At 66.4% G+C, this 26,856-nt stretch carries 31 protein-coding genes; 12 read left to right on the forward strand and 19 right to left on the reverse strand.

All coding sequences use genetic code 11. From position 1 onward, the window contains the following. Positions 1-35 precede the first annotated feature (35 nt). A complete protein-coding gene (locus tag GO488_RS08315) occupies positions 36-1,958 on the reverse strand; it encodes an asparagine synthase-related protein (RefSeq protein WP_162317293.1) in 1,923 nt (640 codons plus the stop codon). A 229-nt stretch (positions 1,959-2,187) separates the two neighbouring features. Here GO488_RS08315 and GO488_RS08320 point away from each other — a divergent pair, with 229 nt between their 5' ends. Further along, entirely contained in the window at positions 2,188-2,367 is a 180-nt protein-coding gene (locus GO488_RS08320; RefSeq protein ID WP_135305260.1) for an HVO_0416 family zinc finger protein, read from the forward strand. Positions 2,368-2,574: 207 nt separating this feature from the next. Here the strand turns inward: GO488_RS08320 and GO488_RS08325 are convergent, their stop codons facing one another. Then, the gene (locus GO488_RS08325; protein WP_162317294.1) at positions 2,575-3,075 is read right to left on the reverse strand and encodes a PadR family transcriptional regulator; all 501 of its coding nucleotides are present in this window, start codon (positions 3,073-3,075) and stop codon (positions 2,575-2,577) included. Between the two features lie 132 nt (positions 3,076-3,207). Between GO488_RS08325 and GO488_RS08330 the strand changes: the two genes are divergently transcribed. The 4 genes from GO488_RS08330 (at position 3,208) to GO488_RS08345 (ending at position 6,411) form a co-directional block, all read left to right on the forward strand. Beyond that, entirely contained in the window at positions 3,208-3,558 is a 351-nt protein-coding gene (locus GO488_RS08330; protein WP_162317295.1) for an ArsR/SmtB family transcription factor, read from the forward strand. Between the two features lie 26 nt (positions 3,559-3,584). Beyond that, positions 3,585-3,884 carry a DUF7521 family protein gene (locus GO488_RS08335; protein WP_162317296.1) on the forward strand — a complete coding sequence of 100 codons (300 nt, stop codon included), beginning with the start codon at positions 3,585-3,587 and terminating at the stop codon, positions 3,882-3,884. Between the two features lie 75 nt (positions 3,885-3,959). Further along, positions 3,960-5,801: a UvrD-helicase domain-containing protein gene (locus tag GO488_RS08340; RefSeq protein WP_162317297.1), complete on the forward strand. Its 1,842-nt coding sequence runs from the start codon at positions 3,960-3,962 to the stop codon at positions 5,799-5,801. Positions 5,802-5,934: 133 nt separating this feature from the next. Then, a complete protein-coding gene (locus tag GO488_RS08345) occupies positions 5,935-6,411 on the forward strand; it encodes a hypothetical protein (RefSeq protein ID WP_162317298.1) in 477 nt (158 codons plus the stop codon). Between the two features lie 9 nt (positions 6,412-6,420). On the opposite strand, the gene GO488_RS08350 is transcribed toward GO488_RS08345, so the two are convergent. Further along, the gene (locus GO488_RS08350) at positions 6,421-7,533 is read right to left on the reverse strand and encodes an RNA ligase (protein ID WP_162317299.1); all 1,113 of its coding nucleotides are present in this window, start codon (positions 7,531-7,533) and stop codon (positions 6,421-6,423) included. 73 nt (positions 7,534-7,606) lie between these two features. Here GO488_RS08350 and GO488_RS08355 point away from each other — a divergent pair, with 73 nt between their 5' ends. Beyond that, the gene (locus GO488_RS08355; RefSeq protein ID WP_162317300.1) at positions 7,607-8,281 is read left to right on the forward strand and encodes an RNA ligase partner protein; all 675 of its coding nucleotides are present in this window, start codon (positions 7,607-7,609) and stop codon (positions 8,279-8,281) included. Here the strand turns inward: GO488_RS08355 and GO488_RS08360 are convergent. The 4 genes from GO488_RS08360 to GO488_RS08370 form a co-directional block, all read right to left on the reverse strand. Next, positions 8,278-8,526 carry a DUF7533 family protein gene (locus tag GO488_RS08360; protein ID WP_162317301.1) on the reverse strand — a complete coding sequence of 83 codons (249 nt, stop codon included), beginning with the start codon at positions 8,524-8,526 and terminating at the stop codon, positions 8,278-8,280. The two genes, GO488_RS08355 and GO488_RS08360, sit on opposite strands and share 4 nt — an antisense overlap. 94 nt (positions 8,527-8,620) lie before the next feature. Next, complete coding sequence (locus tag GO488_RS08365; RefSeq protein WP_162317302.1) at positions 8,621-9,088, reverse strand: cupin domain-containing protein; 468 nt, start codon at positions 9,086-9,088, stop codon at positions 8,621-8,623. A gap of 47 nt (positions 9,089-9,135) precedes the next feature. Then, positions 9,136-9,300 carry a DUF6757 family protein gene (locus GO488_RS19650; protein ID WP_164509628.1) on the reverse strand — a complete coding sequence of 55 codons (165 nt, stop codon included), beginning with the start codon at positions 9,298-9,300 and terminating at the stop codon, positions 9,136-9,138. A gap of 137 nt (positions 9,301-9,437) precedes the next feature. Beyond that, positions 9,438-10,211 (reverse strand): PHP domain-containing protein, encoded by a 774-nt coding sequence (locus GO488_RS08370; protein ID WP_162317303.1) that lies wholly within the window; start codon positions 10,209-10,211, stop codon positions 9,438-9,440. A gap of 145 nt (positions 10,212-10,356) precedes the next feature. Between GO488_RS08370 and GO488_RS08375 the strand changes: the two genes are divergently transcribed. Then, on the forward strand, positions 10,357-10,644 hold the full coding sequence (locus GO488_RS08375; RefSeq protein WP_162317304.1) for a DUF5789 family protein: 288 nt from the start codon (positions 10,357-10,359) through the stop codon (positions 10,642-10,644). Positions 10,645-10,722: 78 nt separating this feature from the next. On the opposite strand, the gene GO488_RS08380 is transcribed toward GO488_RS08375, so the two are convergent. The 6 genes from GO488_RS08380 to GO488_RS08405 all read right to left on the reverse strand — a co-directional run bounded on the left by GO488_RS08380 (position 10,723) and on the right by GO488_RS08405 (position 14,192). After that, on the reverse strand, positions 10,723-10,962 hold the full coding sequence (locus tag GO488_RS08380; protein ID WP_162317305.1) for a ribbon-helix-helix domain-containing protein: 240 nt from the start codon (positions 10,960-10,962) through the stop codon (positions 10,723-10,725). A 58-nt stretch (positions 10,963-11,020) separates the two neighbouring features. Then, complete coding sequence (locus tag GO488_RS08385; RefSeq protein ID WP_162317306.1) at positions 11,021-11,431, reverse strand: DUF8057 family protein; 411 nt, start codon at positions 11,429-11,431, stop codon at positions 11,021-11,023. Beyond that, the gene (locus GO488_RS08390; protein ID WP_162317307.1) at positions 11,428-12,114 is read right to left on the reverse strand and encodes an RAD55 family ATPase; all 687 of its coding nucleotides are present in this window, start codon (positions 12,112-12,114) and stop codon (positions 11,428-11,430) included. Before GO488_RS08390 ends, GO488_RS08385 begins: the two co-directional genes overlap by 4 nt. 71 nt (positions 12,115-12,185) lie before the next feature. After that, positions 12,186-12,896 (reverse strand): Nmad3 family putative nucleotide modification protein, encoded by a 711-nt coding sequence (locus GO488_RS08395; protein WP_162317308.1) that lies wholly within the window; start codon positions 12,894-12,896, stop codon positions 12,186-12,188. Positions 12,897-12,926: 30 nt separating this feature from the next. Beyond that, on the reverse strand, positions 12,927-13,193 hold the full coding sequence (locus GO488_RS08400; protein WP_162317309.1) for a DUF7577 domain-containing protein: 267 nt from the start codon (positions 13,191-13,193) through the stop codon (positions 12,927-12,929). A gap of 93 nt (positions 13,194-13,286) precedes the next feature. Next, positions 13,287-14,192, reverse strand: coding sequence for an acyltransferase (locus tag GO488_RS08405; protein ID WP_162317310.1), 906 nt, complete (start codon positions 14,190-14,192; stop codon positions 13,287-13,289). Between the two features lie 171 nt (positions 14,193-14,363). Here GO488_RS08405 and GO488_RS08410 point away from each other — a divergent pair, with 171 nt between their 5' ends. Together GO488_RS08410 and GO488_RS08415 are read left to right on the forward strand one after the other, a co-directional pair. Further along, positions 14,364-15,374 (forward strand): CPBP family intramembrane glutamic endopeptidase, encoded by a 1,011-nt coding sequence (locus GO488_RS08410; RefSeq protein ID WP_162317311.1) that lies wholly within the window; start codon positions 14,364-14,366, stop codon positions 15,372-15,374. Between the two features lie 62 nt (positions 15,375-15,436). After that, on the forward strand, positions 15,437-16,489 hold the full coding sequence (locus GO488_RS08415) for an aldo/keto reductase (RefSeq protein ID WP_162317312.1): 1,053 nt from the start codon (positions 15,437-15,439) through the stop codon (positions 16,487-16,489). 254 nt (positions 16,490-16,743) lie between these two features. Here the strand turns inward: GO488_RS08415 and GO488_RS08420 are convergent, their stop codons facing one another. From GO488_RS08420 to htpX, 6 genes are all read right to left on the reverse strand, one after another. Then, complete coding sequence (locus GO488_RS08420) at positions 16,744-17,790, reverse strand: PAS domain-containing sensor histidine kinase (protein WP_206674389.1); 1,047 nt, start codon at positions 17,788-17,790, stop codon at positions 16,744-16,746. Between the two features lie 42 nt (positions 17,791-17,832). Continuing rightward, complete coding sequence (radA, locus tag GO488_RS08425; RefSeq protein WP_162317313.1) at positions 17,833-18,879, reverse strand: DNA repair and recombination protein RadA; 1,047 nt, start codon at positions 18,877-18,879, stop codon at positions 17,833-17,835. Between the two features lie 158 nt (positions 18,880-19,037). After that, a complete protein-coding gene (locus GO488_RS08430) occupies positions 19,038-19,511 on the reverse strand; it encodes a hypothetical protein (RefSeq protein ID WP_174242489.1) in 474 nt (157 codons plus the stop codon). After that, positions 19,512-20,129: a PspA-associated protein PspAB gene (gene pspAB, locus GO488_RS08435; RefSeq protein ID WP_162317314.1), complete on the reverse strand. Its 618-nt coding sequence runs from the start codon at positions 20,127-20,129 to the stop codon at positions 19,512-19,514. It lies immediately after the preceding gene. Between the two features lie 68 nt (positions 20,130-20,197). Then, positions 20,198-22,375, reverse strand: a complete 2,178-nt coding sequence (gene katG, locus GO488_RS08440) for a catalase/peroxidase HPI (protein ID WP_277814708.1) — start codon at positions 22,373-22,375, stop codon at positions 20,198-20,200. A gap of 261 nt (positions 22,376-22,636) precedes the next feature. Then, on the reverse strand, positions 22,637-23,521 hold the full coding sequence (gene htpX, locus GO488_RS08445; protein ID WP_162317316.1) for a zinc metalloprotease HtpX: 885 nt from the start codon (positions 23,519-23,521) through the stop codon (positions 22,637-22,639). Positions 23,522-23,636: 115 nt separating this feature from the next. Between htpX and GO488_RS08450 the strand changes: the two genes are divergently transcribed. The 3 genes from GO488_RS08450 to GO488_RS08460 are packed head-to-tail and all read left to right on the forward strand — an operon-like array spanning position 23,637 to position 26,805. Beyond that, complete coding sequence (locus GO488_RS08450; protein ID WP_162317317.1) at positions 23,637-24,530, forward strand: NAD-dependent epimerase/dehydratase family protein; 894 nt, start codon at positions 23,637-23,639, stop codon at positions 24,528-24,530. 58 nt (positions 24,531-24,588) lie between these two features. Continuing rightward, on the forward strand, positions 24,589-25,725 hold the full coding sequence (locus GO488_RS08455) for a 60S ribosomal export protein NMD3 (RefSeq protein ID WP_162317318.1): 1,137 nt from the start codon (positions 24,589-24,591) through the stop codon (positions 25,723-25,725). A gap of 27 nt (positions 25,726-25,752) precedes the next feature. Continuing rightward, complete coding sequence (locus tag GO488_RS08460; RefSeq protein WP_162317319.1) at positions 25,753-26,805, forward strand: class I SAM-dependent methyltransferase; 1,053 nt, start codon at positions 25,753-25,755, stop codon at positions 26,803-26,805. The last annotated feature ends 51 nt before the right edge of the window (positions 26,806-26,856 follow it).

A 26,856-nucleotide genomic window follows, 5' to 3' on the forward strand; every position in this document is an offset into this window, starting at 1 on the left:
CCGAGCGGAGTCAGACCGAGGAGCGGACGGTCGGTCTAGTCCACTCTGCCGCTACCGTCCGTCCGGGCGGAGCGAGCCGACTCCTGGCGAGAGGCCGGTTCCGAGGGGGAGAGCGAGCGGTCGCTTCCGTCGTCGATGCGGTCGAGGAGCGGCATGTTGAGGAACGTGGCGAGCGTGTACAGGTCCTTCATCCGATCCTCGCCTCGGCAGTGGGCCTCGTAACATTCCACGACGCCGTCCCAGTCGAGGAACGGGAGCTCCCGGATTCGCTCTTCGTTCGCGTCGATGGTGTCGCGGATGAACGAGTGGTTCCGGATGAGGTTGTTGTGGTCCGTCCACGGGCCGCGCGTCCAGTGAGCGCGCGCGGGGTCCGACCGGAGATGCGTGTCCGCGAACGAGAGCGCGATGTTGCTCGTCCAGTTGAGCGCGAACGGATAGCGGATCGGAAAGAGGCCGCGGCCGTGCGGGATCTCGGCGAGCGGGGGCGAGAGTTTCGCCGTCGCTTTATTGATCAGGTCGCCCCGCAGGAAGTGCTCGGCGGGGATCTTCAGGAACAGGTCGATGAGGCGGTTGTCGAGGAACGGCGTCCCCGAGGGGATGAACTGCGCCGTCGCGTAGAGGAAGAACTGGGACGCGCTGTTGGTTACCGGGTACCGCTTACAGACCGTCGCCTCTCTGAGCGAGCGATACTCGACGCCGTGGTCGACGAGGGCATCGCCTCGCCTGGTGACGTTCTCGGCGTATATCTCTTCGGTACTCCGCGGCGACTGGAGGTAGGACGGCTTGCTCTTGGCCCGCTCTCCGACGAGCGCGTCGAGGTCTTCGAACCGGCGCTCGACCGGGAGGTCGAACGACCCTGCCGGCCCGAGGTCGATGTCCGCCGTCGGGAGGTCGTCGCCCTTGAACAGTGTATCACCGTAGTGGCCGGTCAGCAGCATGTCACACTCCGATCGCAGGCGGTCCGCGAAGCCGCCGGCGTGGTTCTGGTTGAAGTAGCCGACGAAGTTCGACCGCTTCGATTCCCGCTCGAGAGCCTTCGCCTGATAGTCCTCGCCGCGTTTGAGCAACTGGAAGTCGATACCGACGGCGTCGGCCACGCGTTCGGCGATTCTGGCCTCTCGGTTTCGCCACTCGTTGAGGTGGAATCCCGTCACCGAGACGTCAAGCGAGTCGAGGGCGGCGAGGACGAGTCGCGAGTCGCTGCCGCCGCTCAACAGGAGTCCGTAGTCCGTCTCCGAGTCCGCGGTCCAGTCGGCGACGACGTCCTTCATCGTCCTCGCCAGTCGCTCGGCCAGCTGCTCCGCCGAGGCGTCGACCGGGTCGTACACCGGTTCCCAGTACCGCTCGGTCGTCGTCTCGCCGGTGTCGACATCGACGGAGACGACGCTTCCGGGGTGGACCTTCTCGACGCCGCGCAGCGGCGTCTTGACCCCGTACGTCTGTTTCATCGAGAAGTACTCCGTGAGGTAGTCGAGGTCGAAGTCGGTATCGACGGCCGGATGGAGCGGAAGCGACTGGATGTTCGTAGAGAAGACGACGCCCCCGTCGGTCTCGTAGTAGTGAATTGGACGCGTCCCGAGCCGGTCGGAGAGCAATAGGAGGTCGCCGCGAGTTCGGTCGTAGATGACGCCGGCGAAGTTTCCGTTCACTCCCGACAGAAACGACGTGCCGTCGGCGGCGTACCGTTCGGCGCAGTAGGCCGCACCGTCGGTCTCGACGGTGACGTACCCGTCGTCGGTCTCGTCGCCCCAGACGTCGCCCCAGAGCCAGACGGCGACGTCGCCGTTGGCGGCGGTCGCCGGTTTATCGCCGGCCTCGCCGGGATGAGAGACGCTCGCGACGGCTATTTCGTCGTCGCTAAACGTGTCCCGGTGATCGCTGTCGTTGTACTCTATATCGGCAGCGAGCGCCTCTGCCGAGAGCGGGGAGACGCCGGTAGCGCCGCAAAGACCAACCATGTGCGGGCTAGTTCTCGGACGGTATTTATTATGGTGTTGCTCAGCGGTCGCGATGTCTCTTAGCCGGACGATAATCCCCCTGTAACGATCGGAACGGCGGAATCGAGCGACGGACGACCGCGGCCCGCTACTCGTGACTGACCGTTTCGAGACGGCGATGAAACCGTTTCGTGGCAACGTTTCTCACTACCGGTATCTCTATATACTGTTGTGCTATACCATAGCATGTATGGCTACCACCCCGAGTGGTGACGACATGTTCGACGACTTCCTCTCACAGCGCGGTCACGACGTCGAGGAGACCGGCTGGGAGGAGAGCTACAACAAGAAACAGTGTCCCGACTGTGGCGGTATTCACGAGACGGCCGCGAGCGAGTGCTCGGTGTGTGGGTGGACACCGGTAAACTGAACGGGGACGTGGGGTGGGCGGTTTCTCCTTCGACGACCGGACAGCGACGCGGTTGTCGGCGTCGTGGACGAGATTACGTAGCGACGGCGCTGTACCGTCGAGAACGGTCGTCTAACCGGCCGTCGATGACGCGACCGCGAAGGCAGTCACGGCCCGGCCGGAGTCAGCGGTCGGCCGTGACCGGTAGGAGAAGAGAGGGGACGAGACTCACAGTGCATCGAGCGACGCGCGCAGGAACGTCCCGACGAGGAGATGCCGGTACGCCGCTCGTTCGATCTGTGTCTCCGCGTCGGCGACGTCTTCGATGAGATACTGTTTCGTCTGTACCAGTTCGTGCATCGTGAGCGTCCCGTCCGCTTCGAGGTCGTGGAGACGCGGGTAGACGGTCCCCGGACTCAGTTGCGCGTCGAAGAGCTGCGAGAGGTCCTCCATGAGACCCGTCCCGTGGGTGCCACCGTCGGACAGCGCGATCAGCGCGAGCAGGATCTCGTCCAGACTCTGGGTCACGAGGCCGTCGTCGACAGCGAGGTCGCCCTCGGCGACGTCGTCGATGACCGAAGTCAACAGCGACTCCGGGATGGCGTCACGACTGGCAGTACCACTGTTCGACCGCGGGTCGTCGACCGTTTCGAGAGGGGTCAGTCGCTCGTCGAGTCGATCGCCCATCGTCTTGCCCGTCGTCACGCGACGGAGGTTGTCTCCGGACATCATTTCACCTGAACGGAATTCGCACTCGACCGTACCGGCGATACCGGCATATAAACCTACCAGCGTTTTCGGAGCGTGAAACAACCCCCGCGCTCGAAAACGCTTATGGTACCTGACGCGAACGCATCAACAGTGGCAGGGGACGAGAGCATCGAGGAGATTCTCGACACCATCGGGGACCAACACGCTCGCCGGGTGCTGGCGGCGATCAGCCGCCAACCGCACTCGGCGAAGGAACTCGCAGAGACGTGTGACCTCTCCTTGCCGACGGTGTACCGACGGATCGAACTGCTCGACGAGTACGACCTCATCACCGACCGGACGCTCATCGCGGACGACGGGAATCACTACAAGGTGTACGAGTCGAACTTCGAGTCGACCGTCATCTCGCTGGAGGACGAGGAGTACAAGGTCCGTATCTACCGCGAAGAGAACTTACCCGATCGGTTCAGCCAGCTGTGGGACGAGCTGAACCCGGAGTGAACCGATGAGAGAGAGAGCCCGAGACGATGGCTGACGGCGTCGCGATCGCCCGCGGGGCGCTCGTACTGATGCGGATGGTCGTCTTCGGGCTGACGCTGGGCATCACGCTCATCAGTTTCCAGGCCTACCGCAAGCGCCCCTCCGAGCGGCTGCAGTACGCGTTCGTCGGTTTCGCCTTCATCAGCATGGGCGTCGCGATCACCAGCGTCATCACGCAGTTGAGCGCCGGCGAAGTGAGCCCGTTCGAGCGGGTGTTCTTCCAGATGGCCGAGACCATCCCCTTCATCATCGGCTTCGCGATGCTGTACGTCTCGCTGTACCGATAGCCCGGGGATCGCGGCTATTTTCCGCCGCTCTCCAAAGCACGTGGTTTATTGCGTCGGGGGCCCAGTATAGGTGCAATGACTGATTCGACCACCGAGGTCGTCCGCCTGTTCGGTGGGCCGGGAAGCGGGAAGACGACGGCGCTGCTGGACCGCGTCGAGGAGATACTCGAAGACGACGACGTCGACTTCCGCGACGTGTTGGTCGTCTCCTACACGCGGGCCGCGGCCGCCGAGATCCGGGAACGACTGGCCGAACGGCTGGACCTCACGCCGCGCGCGCTCCGGGGCAACGTCTGTACGATGCACGCGAAGGCGTACGAACTGCTGAACCTCTCGCGCGGCGACGTGGTCGGCGAAGACGACAAGGAGGAGTTCTGCGACCAGTTCGGCATCGACTTCGAGGACGAGTACGAGGGGTCGCGGCGACGCTCGGCCCGGTCGACGACGCTCGGGAACAAGATCATCGCCACGAGCCAGTGGCTCCAGCGGACCCGCCGCGACGTGGCCGACTGGTACGACGTTCCCTTCAAGTGGGACGAGGAGGAGGTCCGGCTCCCCCCCGAGATCGACGACAACGCACAGACCGGCAACAAGTACACGCCGACGTGGCCCACCGACGACGACCGGGTGGACGTGCCAAACGCCATCCGCGGCTGGCGCACCTACAAGGGCGACAACGACGTCATCGGCTTCGCGGACATGCTCGAGCGGGTCGCCCAGCGCTCGCTGCTCCCCAACGTCGACTACCTCATCATCGACGAGTTCCAGGACATCACGACGCTGCAGTACGACGTCTACGAGGAGTGGAAGCCCCACATGAAGCGGGTCCTCATCGCCGGCGACGACGACCAGGTCGTCTACGCCTGGCAGGGCGCGGACCCCGACCTCCTCTTGGAGGAGGACGTCACGCAGGACGAGATTCTGCCAAACTCCTACCGACTGCCCTCGCGCATCCTGAACGTCGTCAATCGCGAGGTGCGCCACATCGAGAAGCGCCAGGAGAAGGACCTCAACCCGCGCAAGGAGGGCGGCCGCGTCGAGGCGGTCCAGAACCCATCGATGTTCGACCTCGCGCGCAACGTGAAGGGCACGATCGAGCAGTCCGACGAGACCGTGATGGTGCTGTTCCGCGCGCGCTATCAGATGTTCCAGTTCATCGACGAGTTCATCGACGACGGCATCCCCTTCTCCTGTCTGACCGACCAGCGGATGTGGACCGACCGGCTCAGTCAGTACGTCCGAGCCGTCGAGGCCGTCCAGGACGACGAGCCGCTCTCGGTGCTAGAAGCCCGCCGGCTCGCGGACATGCTCGTCGACTCGGCGTTCGGCACCGGCGAGCGCGACGACTTCTTCGACGCCTTAGAGGACATCGAGGAGGCCCACGAGGCCGACGACATCGCCGAGATCGAGATCGAGTCCGACGTGGTCACCGACCACGTGCCGTTCGTCCCCGACGACGCGTCCGCGGGCGATATGCTCCGGAAGGTGACCAACTTCCAGCAGCGCAGCGTCGACGCCTACTTCAAGGGCGACTACCGCGGGATGGACGCCGACCGGGTCCGACTGGGCACCATCCACTCCGCGAAGGGCCGCGAGGCCGACCACGTCTTCGTCGGAACCGACCTCACCGAGAAGGTGGTCGAGCAGATGGCCGCGACGGTCGACCAGCAGGGCATCGACATCCCCGGCGTCGACGAGTTCACGAAACACACCAGCCCGGTCCCGACCCTGACCGACAACGAACGCCGCGTCTTCTACGTCGGCATGTCCCGGGCGCGCGAGCGGCTCGTGCTGATGGAGAACCTCGTCGACGGCGCGCCGACCCTGCCCATCGACGTGCTACTGGAGAACGCGCCGAGCGAGCGCTCCATCGACGAGCTGCTCGACGAGGCCGGCGAGACCGTCGTCGCCGACTGACGGGACACGCCGACGGCGCGTCGACCGCGTCGTCTCTTCGACCTGTACTGCAGTGCGGTGTGGTACGCCCGTCGAACGCGTTCGCCGCCCGTGCCAGAAGCGGTTTCCCGTCGCTCTCGGAATCGACGGTCGCATGACGGAGACAGATCCGACGCGACGGAGCGTTCTCAGGTCCGGTGTGAGTGTCGCCGCGGCGGCCGCCGGAATCACGGCGGCGACCGGCGGCGCGGTGGCGCATTTCCCCCGAGAACTCGATATCGACGTGAAGCCCGACGCCGAATCGAATCCAGTCAACCCGCGGAGCAACGGAACTACGAGCGTCGCGGTGTTCGCGACCGACGAGTTCGACCCGACGAGCGCCGCCGTTCGGTACCGCTTCGGCGCGCCAGAAACCGTCGCCGACGGCGGTGGCGCGACGCCGGTTCGTCACTGCGTCTACGACGTGAACGGCGACGGGTCCGAGGACCTCGTGGTGCACTTTCGGACGGCCGAGGCGGGGTTCGAAAGCGAGAGCGAGACGGCGGAACTCCGCTGGGACCGCGACGAGAGCCGCGAACACGGGCTCTCCGGTCGCGACTCGATACGAACTGTGGGTCCTGACGGGCGGTAGCTCCGGGCATCACTCGTCGACCGTCCCGCCCTCTAAGAAGTACGCCGTCTTGTCCTGCGTCGAGCGAGCGATTTTGGTGAATTCGACCACTCGCTGGTCGCCCTCTCGCTCGTCGCGTTCGACGGCCAGTTTCAGCCCCTTATCGCGGAAGTACGACAGCAGCGCCTCGACGACGGCGGGGTCGGCGCGAACGGTGTGGGTGTCGCCGACCGCCTCGTCGGCCTCGACAGCCCGGACAGTTTCGACGGCCGGCAACAGGATCGCCTCGCCCAGTTTCCGCGCCCGTTCGCGAGCCTCCTCGGGCGATTCGTCGAACTCGACAGTCTGGAAGGCCTCCCGCATGACACGGGTGAAGAGGAAGTCCCGGCCGTAGTCGAAGGGGAGCGCGAAGGCGTGTTCGAGGTCCGAGCGGTGGACGGCGCTGGTGGTGTACTTCAGCGCTCGCTCCCCGTCGACGGATTTGAGGACGACACCCTCCCGGCCCAGCGCGTCGAGGTCGCGAACCGTCTCGATGGCCGCTTCGGCGGCCGCCTCGGGCGCGAACGTCCCGTAGTGACCGACGGCATCGAGGCCGTACTCGGCGCAGCACTCGCGGCGGCGAGGGACGGCCATCGGGTCGCCCGTCTCCCGGTGGCGGACGTCGAAGACGTAGAACGCCGCCTCCTCGACCTCCGGGTAGTCGTGTTCCGTGTAGGGGTTCTCCGGGCCGATCAGTTCGCCGCAGAGCATCTGCTCCGGGTAGTCGGCGAAGAAGCCGTCGAGGTCGAGCAGTTCCGCGACTTTCGCGGTGGTGTACGGACAGACGAACCCGCTCCGCGTGAGGGCCAACAGGTCGCCGTCGATGCGGGCGATACGGACGTTGTAGCCGTCGAGCTTCTCTTCTACGGCGACCGGTCCCTCGAAGCGCGCCTTGACCGCGGCTTCCAACACGAGGGCGCGTGGGATCGAGGGGTAGCCCCGCACGACCGCGTCGTCGAAGATAGCGGTGCCCCGTTCGACGCCGTGACGGGCCTCCGGGAGATGCCGATAGGGCCGTCCGCGGAACCACTCTCGGTCGAGGTGTTCCGAGAAGTCCTCGGCGTCGGTGTCGAGGTCGAACACCGCTGCCCAGTCCCGAACCATAGCTAGAGTCGTCCGCGTATCGACTAAAGCTCTCGCACAGCAATCATTTGTGTATAGACACCGTACCGCAAATATGGCCGACCGCCCGCTCAAACAACGGTTCGTCCTCGATACGTCGCTGTTTCTCACGACGGAGATACGCGGCCCGGATCAGGACGTCGAGGCCGCCTGCCGGGACTTACTCGAACTCATCGCGGCGGCCAAGCAGATACACAACATCTCCTGTTACATGCCGCCCTCCATCAAGACGGAGCTGACGCGGATGCTGGAGAGCCGCGACGTCGACGACGAGGTACTGATGAAACTGGAGACGTGGGTCATCACGAAGGCCCCGGCCCACCACGAGGTGATGGTGCCGGCCGACCACGTCTACGCGTTCATCGACGAGATGTCCGACCGCGTCGACCGCGGCCTGCGCGTCTCCGAGAAGGCCGTCCGCAAGGCCGAGGAGTCCCGTGCCGAGACCGTCGAGGAACACGACCACATGACCGAGGTGGACAAGGTCATCTCCGAGCTTCGCGACGAGTACCGCGATACGCTCAGGCAGGGCGTGCTCGACTCCCGAGAGGACTTCGACCTGCTCATCCTCGCGAAGGAACTCGAAGCCGGCGTCGTCACGGAAGATCAGGGCATCATCAACTGGGCGGAGGACTTCGGCCTGCGGTATCTCGAGGGGAGGAACTTCCCGGTGTTACTGAGAGAGTACCTGGCGGCCGACGACCCCGACCGCTGGCGCGACGAGCGCTAGTCCTCTTCTGAGGGGTCCTCGGTCTTGACGACCGCACCGACGGTCTTCTCCGCGACCATCCCCGGGATGTCCGTCGGGGTAGTGAGATACTGCTCGATGGCGACCATCAGCGCCGCGATGCCGAGGTAGACGACGCCGGCCAGCAGCTCGCCGCGGACGAGGTGTTCGGCACCGAACAGCGCGATGGGGATAGCGAGAACGACGACCGCCATCAGGCCGATGGTGTCGAGGATGCCCTGTGCCATTGGCCCCCGTTCGCGCCTCCCGGACAAAAGCTTCGCGGGACCGGAGAGCAGTCGGCGACTCCGCGTCCCGCCGTCGGACGCCGAGCGGTACCGGTTACGTGAACCGACCCGTCTCCTCGCCGCAACTCGCACAGAGCGTCAGGAGCGCGTCGCGGTCGTCGGCCAGTTCGACGCGCTGTTCGGTTCGTTCGCCGCAGGGGTCGCAGCGGCGGACCAGCTCCGTCTCGCTCTCGTCCTTGGGCGCGCCGAGCGCCAGCGCGACCACGCGCTCGTCGCCGGCGTTGCGACCCAGTTGCCACTCGCCCGGAGCAAAACGAATCGCCTCGTCCGGGCCGACCGCGACGTCGCCGTCCTCGGTCTCGAAGGTGGCCGTCCCCGTCTGGACGTAGAAGAGTTCTTCCTGGTCGGGGTGGCGGTGGTACCCCAGACCGAACGTCTCGCCGGGCGCGAGTTCGTAGTAGTTGACCGCGAGGTCGCTCGTATCGAGCGCCTTCGAGAGCGACCGCTTGACGTCGGCGGAACCCATGCGCGAATCGACGGCGTCGACGCTGACTCTCTCCATGTTCGAAACCGAGAACGCCAGCGACAAAACGTTGGGCGGCGAAGCCGTCACTCCCGTCGGTCGATGTCGAGCTCCTCGTCGAGTTCCTCCAGCCACTCGGCGTCTTCGAGTTCGGCCATCTGCTCGCGGAAGTGCGTCTTGCAGACTCCGACTTTCACACCGTCGCTCTCGACGGCGAGGTCAGCGTCGTCGTCGCAGTAGTGACACTGCATATCTACTCGTTGTGGCTCTGACGCATTGAACCCTCGCATTGCGTCTGCCGGTCGTCAGACGGACCGCTGTAGTGCAGTATCGGATCGAGCGCACGACACCACACACAGGGACGTGAAAACAGCTACGGCAGTCCGTATCAGACGATTTCCGCGCGGACTCGCTCCCACGCGGCCTGGTCGAGACCGGTCTCCCCCAGCGTCTCGTCGTGCGTGTCGCTGCCACCGGTCGGCACGAGGTCGTAGCGCTCGACCGCGTCTTCGAGGAGGTCGGTGTCGACCGACTCCTCGTAAGGGTACCACCGTTCGACGGCCGAGAGCGACTCACAGCGGGCGAGCGCCGCCTCGGTATCGGGATAGCGGAACGGGTGCGCGAGGCCGACCAGCCCGCAGGCGTCGGCGAGCAACTCGCGGCCGCGTTCGAAGCTCGGGACCTCGCGAGCGACGAAACACGGACAGCCGTCGCCGATGAGCTCTTCGAACGCCTCCTTGTAGCCGTAGTCGGACGCCTCGTCGATGGCGCGCGCGATGTGCGGGCGACCGAGTCCCTCGCGGGGTTCGACCGGCAGCGAGACGTCGAGTCGGTCCTCAACACAGTCGATGATGCGCCGACCCCGCTCTAAGCGGTTCTGCTGGATGCGGTCGCATTCATCGATCAATTCGTCGGTCGGATCGACGCCGTATCCCAAGAGGTCGAGACGCTGGTCGTCGGTCTCGACGCGCAGTTCGATACCGTGGACGACCTCGACGCCGTCGCGCGTCGTCATCGGACCGTCGAGTTCGGGGTTGATCCGGTCGTGGTCGGTGACGGCGACGGCCTCGACGCCCGCCCGACGCGCGGCGTCGGGAAGCGTCTCCAGAGTGAGCGTACCGTCCGAGCGCGTAGTGTGTAGGTGGAGGTCCGCGATAACCATACGAAGCCATTCCCCTCCACCCACAAGCGACTTGGCCTTGATAGTGGGCCGTGGTATCGTCTCCCCCGTGTTCATTAAACGCATTAAGGTATATTAACATCATAAATAGTGAAGGTTTATTATCGACCATCCACTTTACCCCTGTATGCGAATGATGACCGACGCGGCGGAGGCGTTCGAAGCACACGAGTACCCGATGACCACCGAAGAACTGATCGAGGCCGACGGCGACGTCACGCTGGAGCTGCCCAACGGCACCGAGACGGTCGCCGACGCGCTCAGTCGCTCGGCTCCGGAGACGTTCGAGAGCGCGGAAGACGCGCGACTGACGGCGTGCGCGGGCCTCTCCAGCAAGGCGATCGGCCGCAAGGGCTACTCGGACCGCGACCCCGTCTGCATGGGCGAGGACGGACCGGACGAAGTCTCGTTCTGAGCGAGCGACGCGCGTCGCTCAGGCCCCAGCTATCGTTTTTTGACGCGAATCGCGAGTAGCGGCGCGCGAGCGGCGGCCTCAGAAACCGAACTCGTCGTCGTCCTGCACCGCCGGGTCCTGCTGTTCGTTCGTCGTCTGACCGAACATGTCGTCGTCGACGTCGGTGGTGTCGTCTTCGGTCGTCGTGTTGTACGCGGAGATGCCCCGCGAGAGGAGTTCCTCGACGGCCTGGTCGCGGTTGATGAACTCGCCCTGTTCGACGAGGCGGTCGATGTCGGAGTCGACTTGGTCAGGCAGTGACACCTTGATTCGGCTCATGTGAGCCGGCTTATCCGGTCGAACGTATAACGCTGTTGCCGAAGCGGCGGTCGAACCGCTACCGCTCCAAGAAATCGGGCCGGTCGACGGCCTCGGTGCTGTCGACGCTCTGTCGGTCGAGCAGTTCCGAGGGTTCGAGCGCTTCGGGCAGCCCGTCCCGGCCCCCGGTCGGAAGGTCGTCCTCGTCGAGAGTAACCGTCTCGCCCTCGACCAGCTCCGCCCAGACGGCGTCGGCGTCGGCGCTCCCGCTCTCGGCGGCCGCCTTGGCCTCGTTTCGCCCCTCGTCGTACGCGAGTTCGACCATGCTCCGGTGGTACGCCGAGTCCATCTCGACGTAGATGGCTTCGAGCTCCTCCCGGTTGTACTCCCCGAGGCGCTCGGCGACGCCGATGGCGTAGGCGCGGTCGGTGGCGGCGTCCTTATCCAGCGCGTCCCAGTCGGTCTCGAACTCGCGTTCGTAGCGGCTCATGTCTCGACCTTCGTCTCCGCGTGGATCCGCAGTCCACGGTCGCTGAAGGAGATCTGCCGGATGTCACAGTCGATGGCCGTCCCGCGCATCTTGATGACCTGCACGCCGCGGGTCATGCTCCCGCCCTCCAGAAAGTTGTGGAAGAAGACGACGCCGTGGGCGAGATAGTGCTCGTCGCTGTACGACGAGGGGTCAGTCATCTCGGAGATGAGCAGCGTCGTCGCGTCGGTCTGTTTCAGCGCCGAGAGGAAGCCCGTGATCTCGCTGTCCACGTCGTTCATGAAGTGCTGGAGCAGCATCGTCGAGTCGATGACCACCCGCTGGATGTCGTTCTGTTCGATGTAGGCGACCAGCCGGTTCGTCAGGCCGCCCTCGGTCCCGAACTGTGTGATGGTGCGCTTGCCGCTCTCGGTGACGAGGTTGAGGAACTGGACGGCGTCCGACTGCATCGCCCGGTCGAAACCGAACTCGTAGCCGGCCATGTCCTGCATCAGCTCGGATTTCGTCTCGTGCATCGTCACGTAGAGGCAGGTCTCGCCCTCCTTGGCACCCCGCGTGATGAACTGCGAGCAAAACGTCGTCTTGCCGCTTCCGGGCGGCCCGCTGACCACGTACAGGCGGTCCGGAAGCAAGCCGCCCTCCACCAGATCGTCGAAGCCGGGAACCCCACTCGATATTCGCATACCACCAGCATGCGCGCGTCTCGACATATGTCTTGGTGCTCCGTTTTCACCCGTGATAACTCACTCGGCCCTCAGCGCTCGACGACTGTCCGCGGGTGCTCGTCGACGAGCGACAGCAGCGTCTCGGTGCCGTCCTCGTCGAAGCGCATCGGTCGCCGCCACCAGGGCCCCTTTCCCGAGTCCGAGGAGCGCTCGGTGACCAACCAGTTGGCGTCCGTGCCGCCGCTCGGCCGGGAGAGCGGGACCACCGTCTCGTAGAGGCGCGAGCCGTTGGGGTCGCCGAGCAGCAACACCTCCGCGTCGAACTCGGCGCGCCTGACGTGGGCGTTCGAGTCGAAGACGGCCCGTTCCTCGTCAGCGAGGTCGCGGTACGTCTCGCCCGTTACCGGATCCCGAGCCAGGCGGAAGTGGCCGATGACGTACGCGCCCCACCGCTCGGGTGCCCACGCGGGCGGCTCGCCCGTAGTCGTGAGCGTGGCGTAGAAGAAGAGATAGTCGCCCGCCGATAGCTCCGAGAGCGGACGGGCCTTGACGCCGTGCTCGTCGCCGTAGGTGTACCGCTCGCCGCCGGCCTCCGGGAACTCCGGGTCGAAGTGGACCGGTCGGTCGGCGACGCCACTCACGTCGGTCACCACGCCGAGGTCGGCGTAGGTCGGGACCGCGTCGGCGGTGGACTTCGACTCCGGAATCGGAATGTATTCGAAGGAGCCGTCGGGGTAGAGCGGGCCGCGAAACCCCGGCTCGTTGGTGTTGGCCGCGACGTTGATGGCGACGCTCCGCATAGACGGAAATCGCGGCCGCCGGCAAAAGGGCTACCGGAGCGACTCGGTGCAGGTCCCGCAGTACCGGAGCATCAGGTGGGACTCGTTGGCCGCACCGCAGTGGCGGCAGTGGACGACGCTCTCCTCGCGCCGCGTCGGGTCGTCGCCGGCACCGCTTCCGGAACCGTTCATCGCCCCCGACGCCCGCTTCGGCGTCCCCTCCGGCGTCGGGTCGGTCGCCTGGACGTACCGATAGAGCAGCACCTGCAACAGACCGAAACCGACGACGTACGCGGTGAGCCACGCCCAGACGTTCATGGTAGGACGTCGCTGGAACGCCTATTTCTGTATTTGGGCCACAGTATCATATGTGATACTCAGGTGGCAAAATCGGCGCGTCTCGATCCGGATCTACGAGCGGTCCGGCGGGTGGAGGTCGCGCTGGAACTCGTCGAAGTCGTCTACCCCGTCGGGGAGTTCGTACTCGATGCCGCGCTCCGCGCGCCGGTCCTCGTTCGCGTCTTCGAGGGGGTCGGCGACCTGCTCCCACCCGTCTTTGATAGCGATAGACTTCGCGGGGGTGCCGGCGGCGATGTGGTGTGCGGGAATGTCACTGCCGGCGATGGACTTCGCGGCGAGGATGGCGTTCTCGCCGACGCGGACGCCCGCGCGAACCATCGAGTCGTAGGTGAGTCGCACGTCGTCCTCGACGATGGTGTGGAAGTTGTCGATGTGGGTCTGGTCGACTACGTCGTGGTCGTGGGTGTAGAGGTGCGTGTCGTCGGAGATTGAAACCCGATCGCCGATGGTGAGCTTTCCGCGGTCGTCCAAGTGGACGTCGTCGTGGACGACGACGTTGTCGCCGATCTCGATGTTGTGTCCGTAGGTGAACGAGATTCCCTTGAAGAACCGGCAGCCGTCGCCGCAGGACTCGAAGAGGTGGTCCGCCAGCATCTGTCGGAACCGGAGCGCGAACTCGACGTTGTCGGCCATCGGCGTCGCGTCGAACTGCCGCCAGAGCCACTGGAGGTGTTTCGAGTGCTTGAACTTCTCCTCGTCTTTCTCGGCGTAGTACTCGCTCTCTAAGGTCGTGTTACAGGGGTCGTATCCCTGGAGACGGACGCGTTCGGCCGGGGAGACATCCTCGCCGGACTGCCAGCGTTCGTACGCGTCGCGATCGCCGTGGAGGTCGACGAGGATGTCCTCGACCACGTCGCAGGTGTCTTCCTCGCCGGAGAGGCGTTCGTCGACTTCGTCTAGGAACGCCCGGAGGCCGTCTTCGGCCACCGGTGGAAGCGACACGTGGCGCTTGGTCATGTGCCGTCGGATGACCCCGCCGACAATAGGAGTTTCCTTACCGGCCGGTAAGGGGGTGACACCGACGACACCGGCCGGGCGCATCAGGAAACAACACTGACACGAACCGCGTGATACCGCGGGTCGACGGCGAGCCAACAGTATAAACCGCCGCCGTCTAAACCCACCGACATGACCAGGTCGGACTTCATCATGGAGATCCGGGGATATCTCGTCAATCCCGCGGAGCGGCGGTTGCGAACCCCCTGGCGCATCATCGTCTGGCTGTTCGCCGCGGGGTTCGTCGTCGTCGTCCTCAGCGCCCTCTTCGGAATCGTCCCCGCCCCCGAGCGTGCGACTGGGCTCACGCCGGCTCTCTACGTCGTTACCGAACAGATATGGGGCTTCATCGCGCTGTCGGTCGGCGGGCTCGGTATCGGCTATCTGCTCGATCGTCGGACGATAGCGGACTACGGACTGCTCCCCGACCGGCAGTGGTGGCGCGACGCCGGGTTCGGGCTGGTACTGGGTTTCGGTCTGCCGACGCTCGTCCTCCTCGTGCAAGTCGCCGTCGGGTTCACCGCCGTCACCGGCGTCCTCGTGACGAGCCCGAGCGAACAGTTCCCGTTCGGAGGCACCGACGCGGCGGTTCGGCTGGGGCTGCTCGCGGCCTTCTTCCTCGTCCAGGCGACCACCGAGGAGATACTGGTCCGCGGGTACCTCCTGACGAACCTCGCGGAGGGGCTCGCCGGCACGCTCGGGAAGTGGCGCTCGGTCGTCGCCGCGACCGTCGCCACCGGCGCGCTGTTCGGCGTCCTCCACTGGACCAACCCGAACGCGTCGCTGCTCAGCACCCTGAACATCACGCTCTACGGCGTCTTACTGGGTGCCTGTTACGTCCTCACCGGCCGACTGGGAGTCGCCTGCGGCTTTCACGTCGCGTGGAACTACACGCTCTCGCTGTGGAGCTTCCCGGTCAGCGGCCTCGTGACCGGCGCGGCCCTGCTCGGGACGCGCTCGACCGGGCCGGCGCTGGTGACCGGCGGCTCCTTCGGTCCCGAGGGCGGTCTCGTCGCCCTGCCGCTGCTCGTCGTCGGCGCGGCGGCGCTGGGCTGGTGGGTCCGCCGCGAGTACGGCAGCGTCGAGATTCTGGAGGCCATCGCGACGCCCGACCTCCGGATCCGGACCCGTGGCGGACAGTGAGCGGGAACGGACGTGAGACGAGAACCGCGGCGGATAAGTGCGGCGACGCCTAACGCGCGGACATGAAGTACGATACGCTGGGGAACACGGGCGTCGAAGTCTCGGAAGTCGGCTTCGGTGCGTGGGTCGTCGGGACGGACTGGTGGGGCGACCGAACCCGCGAGGACGCCGTCGAGATGGTCCACCACGCCGTCGACGAGGACGTGACCTTCTTCGACACCGGCGACGTCTACGGCCACGGCGACAGCGAGGAGATCATCGGCGAGGCGCTGGCCGAGGTCCGCGACGAGGTGACCGTCTCCACGAAGGTCGGTTACGACTTCTACAACAACCCGCAGGCCGGCCACGGCGAACTCCCGAAGAAGATGACGCCCGAGTGGATCCGCACCGCGCTCGACCGCTCGCTCGACCGCCTCGACATGGACCACGTCGAACTGCTGATGCTCCACAACGCCAACGTCGGCGAGGTGGACGAAGACGTGTTAGAGACGCTCGACGAGCTCCGCGAGGAGGGGAAAGTCGAGGCCATCGGCTGGGCGCTCGGTCCCTCCATCGGCTGGCTGGCTGACGGCGACGCCGCCGTCGCCAACGAGTTCGACGCGCTCCAGACCGTGTTCAACCTCTTCGAGCAGACGCCGGGCCGACACTTCATCGACACTATCCGCGAGCGGAACGCCGACACGTCGGTCCTCGCTCGCGTCCCCCACTCCTCGGGCCTGTTGAACGAGCAGGTCACCCCCGACACCGAACTCGGCGAGGGCGACCACCGCTCGCACCGCCCGACCGAGTGGTACGAGACCGGGTGGGAGAAGGTGGAGTCCATTCGATTCCTCGAACGAAACGGCGAGCGCACGATGGGACAGGCCGCGATCCAGTGGCTGCTGGCCCACGACGAGGTCGCGTCGGTCACGCCGACGTTCCGGACGAACGCCGACATCGACGAGTGGGCCGCCGCGCCCGACACGCCGCCGCTCAGCGACGAGGAGTTCGAGCGCGTCCAAGATCTCTACGCGGACAACTTCGGCATCGACCGCGACGACGGGATGGACGCCCTTCGCTCCTCTGTCGGCGGCGAGGACTTAGACGGCACCGGCATGAAGTCCGCCGGCGACTGACGCCGGAGGCCGTCTCCGCCCGCCGAACCTAACGACCAGATATATCCAGCCGACGAGCGGTCCCTCGTTCGACCGCGTGAAACGAACGGCGTCGCACGATTCTCTCTCGAACCCCTCGGTTTCCGCAGGAGATAGCTCGCCGTCCGGTGGTTTTTCCCCGTCACGTTACTTTCACTTCGGTCCGTCAGACAGGCGACGGACGCCAGAGGGAATGGGGTCGATACGGAACGAAGGAATCGAGACTCGGGAGTGCATCACTGGCCGACGGCGACGCCCGAGACGACGAACGCCGCGCCGCCGTCCGGCCCGTTGGTCGCTCGAACCGACCAGTCGTGTAAGTCCGCGATCCGACTGACGATGGCGAGCCCCATCCCGGTGCCGCCGCCGTCCTGGTTGGTCGTGTAACCCGACTCGAAAACGGCGTCGCGCTCGCTCTCGGGGATTCCGGGGCCGTCGTCGGCGACGACGAAGCCGTCCTCGCGGGGCGAGACGGTGACGGTCACGTCGTCGCCGCCGTGCTCCACCGCGTTCCGAAAGAGGTTCTCCAGCAGCTGCGCCAGTAGCGTCTCGTCCGCCTCGATGGTCGCGTCCGCCTTGACGGCGAGCGTCGCGTCGCCGGTGGTGACCTGCTCCCAGGCCCGTTCGGCACACGCGCCGAAGTCGAGCGCTTCGAGCGTCTCGGGTTCGGTCTGGCGAGCGATGAGCAGCGCGTCGTCGACGATGTCGCGCATCCGTTCGAGCGACCGTTCGATGGCTTCGAGGTGGTCGTTCCCGCCCCCGTCGCTCACTTCCCGCAACAACTCCGTTCGGGCCGTCGCCACCGAGAGCGGGTTCCGCAGGTCGTGGCTGAGGATGCCGGCGACCAGCTCCAGGGTCTCGTTTCGCTCGGCGACGTCGGCTTCGGCACGGTGGCGGTCAGTGATGTCCGTGTGGACGATCAGGACGAGTTCTTCCCCCTCGAACTCGAACGGCGTCGCCCGCATCGTGAACCAGCGTTTCCGGTCGGGCCCGTGACACGGGTACTCGAAGGAGAACTCCTCACTCCGCCCGTCGATAACGGCGGTGATACCCTCGGCGGCCGTCGCCGAGTCCTCGTCCTCGCCGGCGCGACAGACGGCGAGGTAGTTCTCGCCGACCATGTCGGCCTCGACGCCCACGTCGTTCTCGATACCGAACGTCTCCCACGCCCGGTTGGTCGCGCGGATGACGCCCTCGCCGTCGAGGATGGCGACCTGATGCGGGAACTCGTCGAAGACTCTCGTGGCGATACGGACGCGTTCGGCCACCTCCTCTTCGGTCACTCTCGTGAGATACGGGCGCGAACGTAAAAAGCCGTTACCCCGCTACTCGTTCATCAGACCCGCCTCTTCGACGCGCATGACGCCCTCGCCGTCGGGCAGGTTCGGCGCGTCGACCAGTTTGACGATGCGCTTGTTCCCCTTGGACTTCCGGAGGTAGATGCGGAACGTGGAGGTGTGGCCGAGGATGTTGCCACCGATCGGCTGTGTCGGGTCGCCGAAGAACGAGTCGGGGTTCGAGGCCACCTGGTTGGTGACGACGACGGCGGTGTTGTTCAGGTCGCCGACCCGCATCAGGTCGTGGAGGTGCTTGTTGAGCTTCTGCTGGCGCTCGGCGAGTTCGCCCCGGCCGACGTACTCGGCGCGGAAGTGGGCGGTCAGCGAGTCGACGGCGAGCAGTCGCACGGGGAACTCCTCGTCCTGGGTCCCGCTGGCGATCTCCTGGGCCTTCTCGGCGAGGAGGATCTGGTGGTTGGAGTTGAACGCCTTGGCGACGTGGATCTTGTCGAGCACCGACTCCAGGAGGTCATCGAGCAGGGCCTCGTCGGTGGGGTCGGCCTCGCCCTCCTCGACGATGCCGTGGAGCACCATCGTGTCGGCGAGCACCTCGTCGTCCTGGCCCTTGAGCATCTGCTCGATACGCTCGGGGCGGAAGGTGTCCTCGGAGTCGATGAAGATGGTGCTGCCCTCCAGCCCGCCGTGTTCGGCGGGCAGTTGGACGTTGACGGCCAGCTGGTGCGTTACCTGTGACTTGCCGGCCCCGAACTCGCCGTACACCTCGGTTATCGACTGCGTTTCGACGCCGCCGCCGAGCAGGTCGTCCACCTCGTCGACGCCCCACGAGAGCTTGCCGATCTGTTCGCGGCGTTCCAGGACGGTCGCCCCGGTCTCGAACCCGCCGATGTCGGCGGCGTCGCGGGCGGCGTTGATGATGTCGGCGGCCGACGACTCGCCGATGTCGGCCGTGTTCGACAGTTCGCCGGGGGAGGCGACGGCGATCCCCTGATAGGAGTCGAAGCCGTTCTCTTCGAGTTTCTCTGCGGTGGCCGGGCCGACGCCCGGGAGGTCTTCTAGGTCTTCTGTTGCGGCCATGGACGTTGGTTACGCCCGGTGGCATATAAACCCCCGTTAACACCGTAGTGAAAGTGAAACTGAGGGACAGCGGCGGGGTAGATTGGTCGGGTATCGGGACATTTAGGAGGGAAGGCGCGAGACGCGGGGCTCGGAATGGAATGCGGTCGAGGGGAGACTCAGAAACGGCCGCTTCCGATGTAGACGAGAGACAGGCCCCCGACCAGAATCAGGGCGCTGGCCGCGAGCGGCGACAGCAAGAGAGCCCCCTGCCCGAACTCGCCGGCCAGAAACAGGGCGAGGGCGACGGTCGACGGGAGCGGGTGGGCGGCCAACGACTGGACGAACACCCGCGCCGACCAGTAGAGGCGGTCCAGCGACGCGCGCATCGTGGCCGTCGCCGGGCGATTCCCGTCGGGGTTCTCGGCCGGTTCGAACGCCGAGCGGTCGGCGGTCGGGACGCGGTGGAGTTCCCCCGTGTTCGCCCGCCGGTCGTCGGTGTCAGCGACGCGCAGAAGCGTCATCTCGTCTCCCCCGAGACCGACGACTCGATAGATACCCGTCGGATACTCGCCCGTCGTCGGGCGGAGGTGATCGTAGACCGACAGCGCGTCGTCGGTCGGCGTCTCGTCGGCCGGTGTGTCGTCGGACATCTACTCCCAGGGGTGGTCGCCGGGGCGGTCGGGCCACAGCGGATACCAGAACTCCTTGTCCCCCTCGACGGTCAGTTCCCCGTCTAAGTTGCTCTCCAGTTTGAACTCCGCCGTCGTGTCGCGCTCGTGGTCCCGGTCGGGGTCCGGCGCGAACGGGTAGTACGCCCCTCGCCGGAAGGAGTAGACCCAGTAGACGAGTTGCCCGGTCCGTTCGTCTTCGAAGCCGAAGAGCGCCGCGAGGAGGCGAGAGCCGTAGCGCCGCTCGATGAGCGTGTCGGCCGCGAAGTGGATCGAGGTCACCAGGTCCTCGAAGTCGTCGTCGTGGAGGACGACCCACTGGTAGCCGTGGCTGTCCCGCGTGAACTCGGCGCTGGTCCCGGTCTCGGCTTCGCCCGCGCTGAGAATCGTCTCCACCTCGTCTCTCGCGTCCTGGAAGTCCGTGCTGTCCACGTCGCCGAAACAGAGGGCGGCGTCGCCGGTCGGCGCGTAGCCGAGGTCGGCCTCCATCGTGATGTAGGCCGTCGACATCCCGAAGAGGTCCTCCGGGTCGGCGTCCCGGGTCGCGTCGGCCTCGGCTTTCACGCCGAGGACGCTCTTGAGTCCGTCCAGCAGTCCCATGTACCGACTCAATGCGCGCCGCGGGTAAGGTCGTTTTCGTCCGTCCGCGAGAGGGGACAACTCGCGGGTTACTTGCGGTCGAAGCGGTCGTGGGTCATCACCTTGTGCCAGGTGTCCACGAAGTCCCGCACGAACTTCTCCTCGCCGTCGTCGCTGCCGTAGACCTCCGCGACGGCGCGGAGCCGGGCGTTCGATCCGAAGACGAGGTCGAAGCGAGTCCCCTTCCGGACGAGGTCGCCCGTGTCGCGGTCGTACCCCTCGAAGACGTACTCGTCCTCGCTGGCCGGCTCCCACTCGACGTCCATGCCGAGCAGGTTCACGAAGAAGTCGTTGGTCAGCGTCCCCGGTCGGTCGGTGAAGACGCCGAGGTCCGACCCGTCGTAGTTCGCGTCGAGCGCCCGCATGCCGCCGACGAGAACCGTCATCTCGGGCACCGACAGGTCCAGGAGCTCCGCCTTGTCGACCAGCAGTTCCTCGGCTCGTTCGTCGGCCTCGTCGGAACGGTAGTTCCGGAATCCGTCCGCATCGGGTTTGAGCGCCTCGAAGGACTCCACGTCGGTCTGTTCCTGCGAGGCGTCCGTGCGGCCCGGCTCGAACGGGACGTCGACGTCGTACCCGGCGTCGGCCGCCGCCTGCTCGACGGCGACGTTGCCGCCGAGGACGATGAGGTCGGCGAGCGAGACCTTCGTCCCGTCGGAGCGCGAACTGTTGAACTCCTCCTGAATCTCTTCGAAGGTGTCGAGTACGGTCGCCAGTTCCTCCGGGTTGTTCACTTCCCAATCTCGCTGCGGCCGGAGGCGGATGCGAGCGCCGTTGGCTCCGCCGCGCTTGTCGCTGTCGCGGTACGTCGACGCCGACGCCCAGGCGGTCCTGACGAGCTGGGGGACGGAGAGTTCCGAATCGCGGATCTCCTCTTTCAGTTCCTCGACCTCCTCGTCGCCGACGATGTCGTAGTCGGCGTCGGGGATCGGGTCCTGCCACAGCATCTCTTCGTCAGGCACCTCCGGACCGAGGAGCCGGGACGGCGGTCCCATGTCGCGATGGATCAGTTTGTACCAGGCCTTCGCGAAGGCCTGCTGGAACTCGCCGGGGTTCTCCTGGAAGCGCTCTAAGACCTCTCGGTAGTCCTCGTCGCGCTTCAGGGCGACGTCCGTCGTCAGCATCATCGGGTCCACCATCTCCGAGGAGTCGTGGGCGTCCGGAACGGAGCCCTCCAGTTCCTCGCCGACCGGCCGCCACTGCCACGCGCCGCCGGGGCCCTTGTGGGCCTCCCACTCGTGGTCGAGCAGGTTGTCGATGTACCCCATGTCCCACTGGATCGGCGCGCTGTTCCACGGCCCCTCTATCCCGCCGGTAATCGTGTCCTGCCCGCGCCCGGACTCGTAGTCGCTGTCCCAGCCGAGTCCCTGGTTCTCGATCTCGGCGGCGGCGGGCTCGGGGCCGAGGTAGTCGGGGTCGTCGGCGCCGTGGACCTTCCCGAAGGTGTGTCCGCCGGCGATGAGCGCGACCGTCTCCTCGTCGTTCATCGCCATGTGGCTGAACGACTCGCGGATGTTCTTCGCCGACCCCTCGACGTCGGGCTCGCCGTTCGGCCCCTCGGGGTTCACGTAGATGAGGCCCATGACGGTGTTACCGAGCGGATCTCTGAGGGAGCCGTCCTCGTCGAAGCGCTCGGGAGAGGTCTGCTCCATCTCGTCTTCCGGACCCCAGTCGACGGCTTCGTCGGGCTTGTAGGCGTCCTCGCGGCCGCCGCCGAAGCCGAACGTCTCGAAGCCCATCGACTCCAGGGCGACGTTTCCGGTCAGGACCAGCAGGTCGGCCCACGAGAGCTTCTCGCCGTACTTCTGCTTGACGGGCCAGAGCAGTCGTCGCGCCTTGTCGAGGTTCGCGTTGTCGGGCCAGCTGTCGAGCGGCGGGAGGCGCTGCCCGGCGCGGCTCGCGCCGCCGCGGCCGTCGGCGACGCGGTACGTGCCGGCGCTGTGCCACGCCATCCGGATCATCAGCGGTCCGTAGTGGCCGTAGTCGGCCGGCCACCAGTCCTGCGACGTCGTCAGGACGTCCTCGATGTCCGACTTCACCTCGTCGAGGTCGAGCTTCTGGAACTCCTCGGCGTAATCGAAGTCCTCGTCCATCGGGTCCCCGGGACGCGTGGTGTCGTCGAGGATCTCCAAGTTCAGCTGATCCGGCCACCAGTCCTGATTAGACCTGGTCATCAGCGGGGAGTTGTCCCTTTCGCAAGTTAAAATTGACTATTTCGGAAACGAAGTTTCGCACCAACGCAATCAATCTACCGCGTTTATAAACGGCAGTTGCCGAGAATCGCGTTTTCTCTTCGGGGTCAGATAGCGTGGCTGAACAGTATCGGCCGGTGACAGGAGCTGCCGATGGCGGCCGCCCGTCTCGTGTCGTCGCTGATCGACCATCTCGACGATCCGAGTATCGGGAGCGCCCCCATGTGTCGATCCATTGTTAATTAACGAGACGTGAGCGAGCGCCGCCGGCCGCGCTCAGCGGCTCTCTAGGTCCCGCTCTAAGTTCCGCAGGCGCTCGATGCGCTTCTCGGTGGTCGGGTGCGTGCGGAAGAGCTTCCCGATCCAGCCGACGCTGATGGGGACGATGAAGAAGGCGTTCATCTCCGACTGGCCGCGCAGGTCGTCCTTGGGCACTTTCTCCATCCCGCTGTCGATCTTCATCAGCGCCGAGGCGAGCGAGGCGGGGCGGCCGGTGATGGCCGCGCCGCCGCGGTCGGCGGCGAACTCGCGGTAGCGGCTGAGCGCGCGGATGAGCAGGAACGAGACGATCCACACGACCAGCGAGGCGAGGATGGCGACGATGACCGGGGCCTGCTGCTGGCCGCCGCGGTCGCGGCCGCCGCTGAACAGCCACCCCCAGCGGACGATGAGGAAGGCGATGGTCGAGAGGAACGAGGCGATGGTCATCACCATCACGTCGCGGTTCTTGACGTGGGCGAGTTCGTGGGCGATAACGCCCTCCAACTCGTCCTCGTCGAGCATGTTCATCAGGCCCGTCGTCACGCAGACGGCGGCGCTCTTCTGGGAGCGGCCCGTCGCGAAGGCGTTCGGGGTGCGGGAGTCGGCGATTGCCACCTTCGGTTTCGGCAGGTCGGCCTGCTGGGAGAGCCGTTCGACCATCCGGTGGAGTTCCGGGTACTCGTCGGGCTCGACTTCCCGCGCGCCCATCGAGTACAGCGCGAGTTTGTCGCTGAAGAAGAACTGTGCGCCCAGGAACAGCGCCATCACGAGGACGACGGGGAACAGCCGGTCGCCGAAGAAGAGGACGACGAAACCGAGGAACGTGACGTACAGCGCGAACAGCAGGAACATCGTCACTGCCATCCGGCCGCGCAGTCCCCAGTCGGTTTGCCACTGCATATAGGAAGATAGCGGGCGGAGACGGTAAAAGGTCGCTATCCTGTTCCCGAATCGCACACCGGCGAGCGGACGGCGTCGTCGCCGGGGCTTTGTGCCGTCGGCGAGAACGACGGGCATGACCGAGACAGTTCTCGTCACCGGCGGTCGCGGCCGCTCCGGACGCTGGATCTGTGACCGCCTCGCGGGCGAGTACCACGTCGTCTGCGTCGATTTGGACCACCCCGGCTGGGAGGTGCCCGAACGCGAGCGCGTCGAGTTCAAGGCCGTCGACGCCACCGAGGGGGCCGAGGTCCGTGATCTGGTGAGTGAATACGACCCCGATGCCGTCGTCCACTGGGCGGCGATTCCGGCCCCCGAGCGCCACGCCGGCACGCGCGTCTTCGAGACGAACGTCTCGGCGGCGTACAACGTCCTCGACGCCGCCGGGCGCGCCGGGGCGGATATCGTCTGGGCGTCCTCCGAGAGCGCCTACGGGCTGGCCTTCGCCGAGGAGACGCCCCTGCCGGCGTATCTCCCCGTCGACGAGAGCCACCCGATGGCCCCCGAAGACCCCTACGGCACGTCGAAGGTGGCCGGCGAGGAGATCGCGAAGATGGTCGCGCGCCGCGACGGCGTCTCCGTCGCCTCGGTTCGGCCGTCCTGGATCCAGTACCCCGGCGAGTACGCCTGCCGCGACGCGGCCGAGGCCGATCTCGACGGCGGCGCGGGCAACTGCTGGTCGTACGTCGACGTCCGGGACGTGGCGACGCTGGTCGAGGCGGCGCTCGACGCCGACTTCGACGGTCACGAGGCGTTCCACGCCGCCGCGGCGGAGAACTACGTCGGCCGACCGACCGCGGAACTGGTCGAAGAGCACTGGGGCGAGCTTCCCGAGGAGTGCGAACTCGACGGCGAGCAGTCCGCGCTCTCGACCGCGAAGGCCCGAGGTCTGTTGGATTGGGCACCCGAGCACGACTGGCGCGAGGCCGCAGACGCCGACGTCCCGGAGCCGAGCCTCCTCGGCGAGTAGCCCGCCGGCGAGCGTCGGAACGCACGACTTAACCGACTGACCGGACTACGGAGCGTACATGAGCCGGTCCGGAGCCTTCTGTCCGCGGTGCGGCGAGGAGATATCCGAGCCGCCCACGGACCGACCCGAGCTGCCGGGCGCGCAGCGGGACTCCGAGCGAGTCCTCTGTGACGCCTGCTACTTCGAGGAGTTCGACCTCGTGGACGCCCCCGAGGAGATCCAGGTGCGGGTGTGCGCCCAGTGCGGCGCGGTCCACAGGGGCAACCGCTGGGTCGACGTGGGCGCGGAGGACTACACCGACATCGCCGTCGAACAGGTCAGCGAGGCGCTGGGCATCCACGTCGACGCCCAGTCGGTCGCCTGGCAGGTCGCGCCCGAACAGGTCGATAAGAACAACATCCGGATGCACGCCGAGTTCTCGGGCGTCGTCCGCGGGACGCCCGTCACCGAGGAGGTCGTCGTCCCCGTCAGCATCTCCCGACAGACCTGCGAGCGCTGCGGGAAGATCGCCGGCGGCTCCTTCGCAAGCATCGTGCAGGTGCGCGCGGAGGGCCGCGACCCGACCGACGAGGAGGTCTCGCGCGCGAGGACCATCGCCGAGGAGTACGTCGCGGCCCGCGAGGCCACGGGGTCCCGCGACGCGTTCATCACCGAGACGAAGGAACTGGACGAGGGGCTGAACATGAAGATCTCGACGAACAAGCTCGGCCAGGGCGTCGCGAAGCGCATCACGGAACAGCTGGGCGGGTCCTACTCCGATTCGAAGCGCCTCGTCACGGAGGACGAGGACGGCCAGAAGCTCTACCGGATGTCCTACGCCGTCCGCCTCCCCCGCTATCAGCGGGGCGAGGTCATCGACCCGGAGGACGGCGACGGCCCCGTGCTGGTCCGGTCGATACAGGGCAACCTCAAGGGAACCCGATTGGCGACCGGCGAGCAGTACGAGGCCAGTTTCGAGGAGAGCGAAGCGCCCGACGCCACCCGCCTCGGGTTCCGCGAGGACGGCGAGCGGACGACGCTCGTCGCCGTCGAGGACGAGAACGCCGTGCAGGTGTTAGACCCCGAGACCTTCGAGAGCAAGACGGTCGCCCGGCCGGACTACCTCGACACCGACGCCGACGAGGTACCGGTCATCAAGAGCCGAGCGGGCCTGCACGTCTTACCAGCGAACGACGAGCGCGAGGACGAGGCGTGACGGCGATGGCGGGAGGCAGCGAGAGCGATGTCTGAGCGCGACGCCGACCGGCGGTTCGCCGTCGTCGTGGCGAAACCCCGAACGCAGGCGGTCATCGACGCCCTACGGGAAGAGGGCGTCTACGACGACGACCGGAGCGTCCGGTCGTGGGACGGCGACAGCGTCGCGATCCCGGTGACCGACCCACCGCAGTCCGTCGAGGTCCGAGAGGTCGTCGAGCAGGTCGGCGAGCCGCGTCTCCGCGGTCTGGAGGACCACCTCCGCGAGCGCGGCTGGACCGACGACGAACTCGACGCCGCCCCCTCGTCGTGGGCCGTCGTCGGCAGCGTCGTCCTCGTGAAACTGGGCGACAGCCCCCGCCCCGAGGAAGTGGGCGAGGCGCTGCTTGCCCTCCACGGCGAGGCCGACACGGTGCTCGCTCGCGGCGGCATCGACGGCGCGCACCGCGAACCCGACGTGACGTTCCTCGCGGGCGAGGGCGACACCGAGACGATCCACACCGAACACGGGACGAAGTACGCGCTGGACCTCGCCGAGGTGATGTTCTCGCCGGGAAACGAGGCCGAGCGCGTTCGGATGGGCAAAACCGTCGAAGAAGGCGAGACCGTCCTCGACATGTTCGCCGGTATCGGCTACTTCACGCTGCCGATGGCGCGGGCCGGCGCGTCCGTCACCGCTATCGAGCGCAACCCGACCGCCTTCCGCTACCTGGTCGAGAACGCGATGCTCAACGACGTGAGCGAGCGCGTGACGCCCTACCGAGCGGACTGCCGGGACGTGATTCGCGAGGGGCTGTCGAGCGGAGAGGGTCTCGGCGGGGACGGGCGCGTCGACCGCGTGATGATGGGCTATTACGAGGCACACGAGTACCTCGACTCGGCGCTGTCCGCGCTCTCGCCCGGCGGCGTCGTCCACGTGCACGAGGCGACCCCCGATGACCTCGTCTTCGAGCGGCCGATCGGCCGACTCGAAGCCGCGGCGGCCGACGCCGACCGCTCCGTGGAGATTCTCGACACCCGTCGCGTGAAGGGGTACAGCGAGGGCGTCGCCCACGTCGTCGTCGACGCGCGGATCGAGTGACTGTCGAGCGGGACCGCCGTCGGGAGAAGTAAAGGTACTTTGAACCGGCGA

This window comes from Haloarcula limicola (assembly GCF_010119205.1).
GTDB classification, from domain to species: Archaea; Halobacteriota; Halobacteria; order Halobacteriales; family Haloarculaceae; genus Haloarcula; species Haloarcula limicola.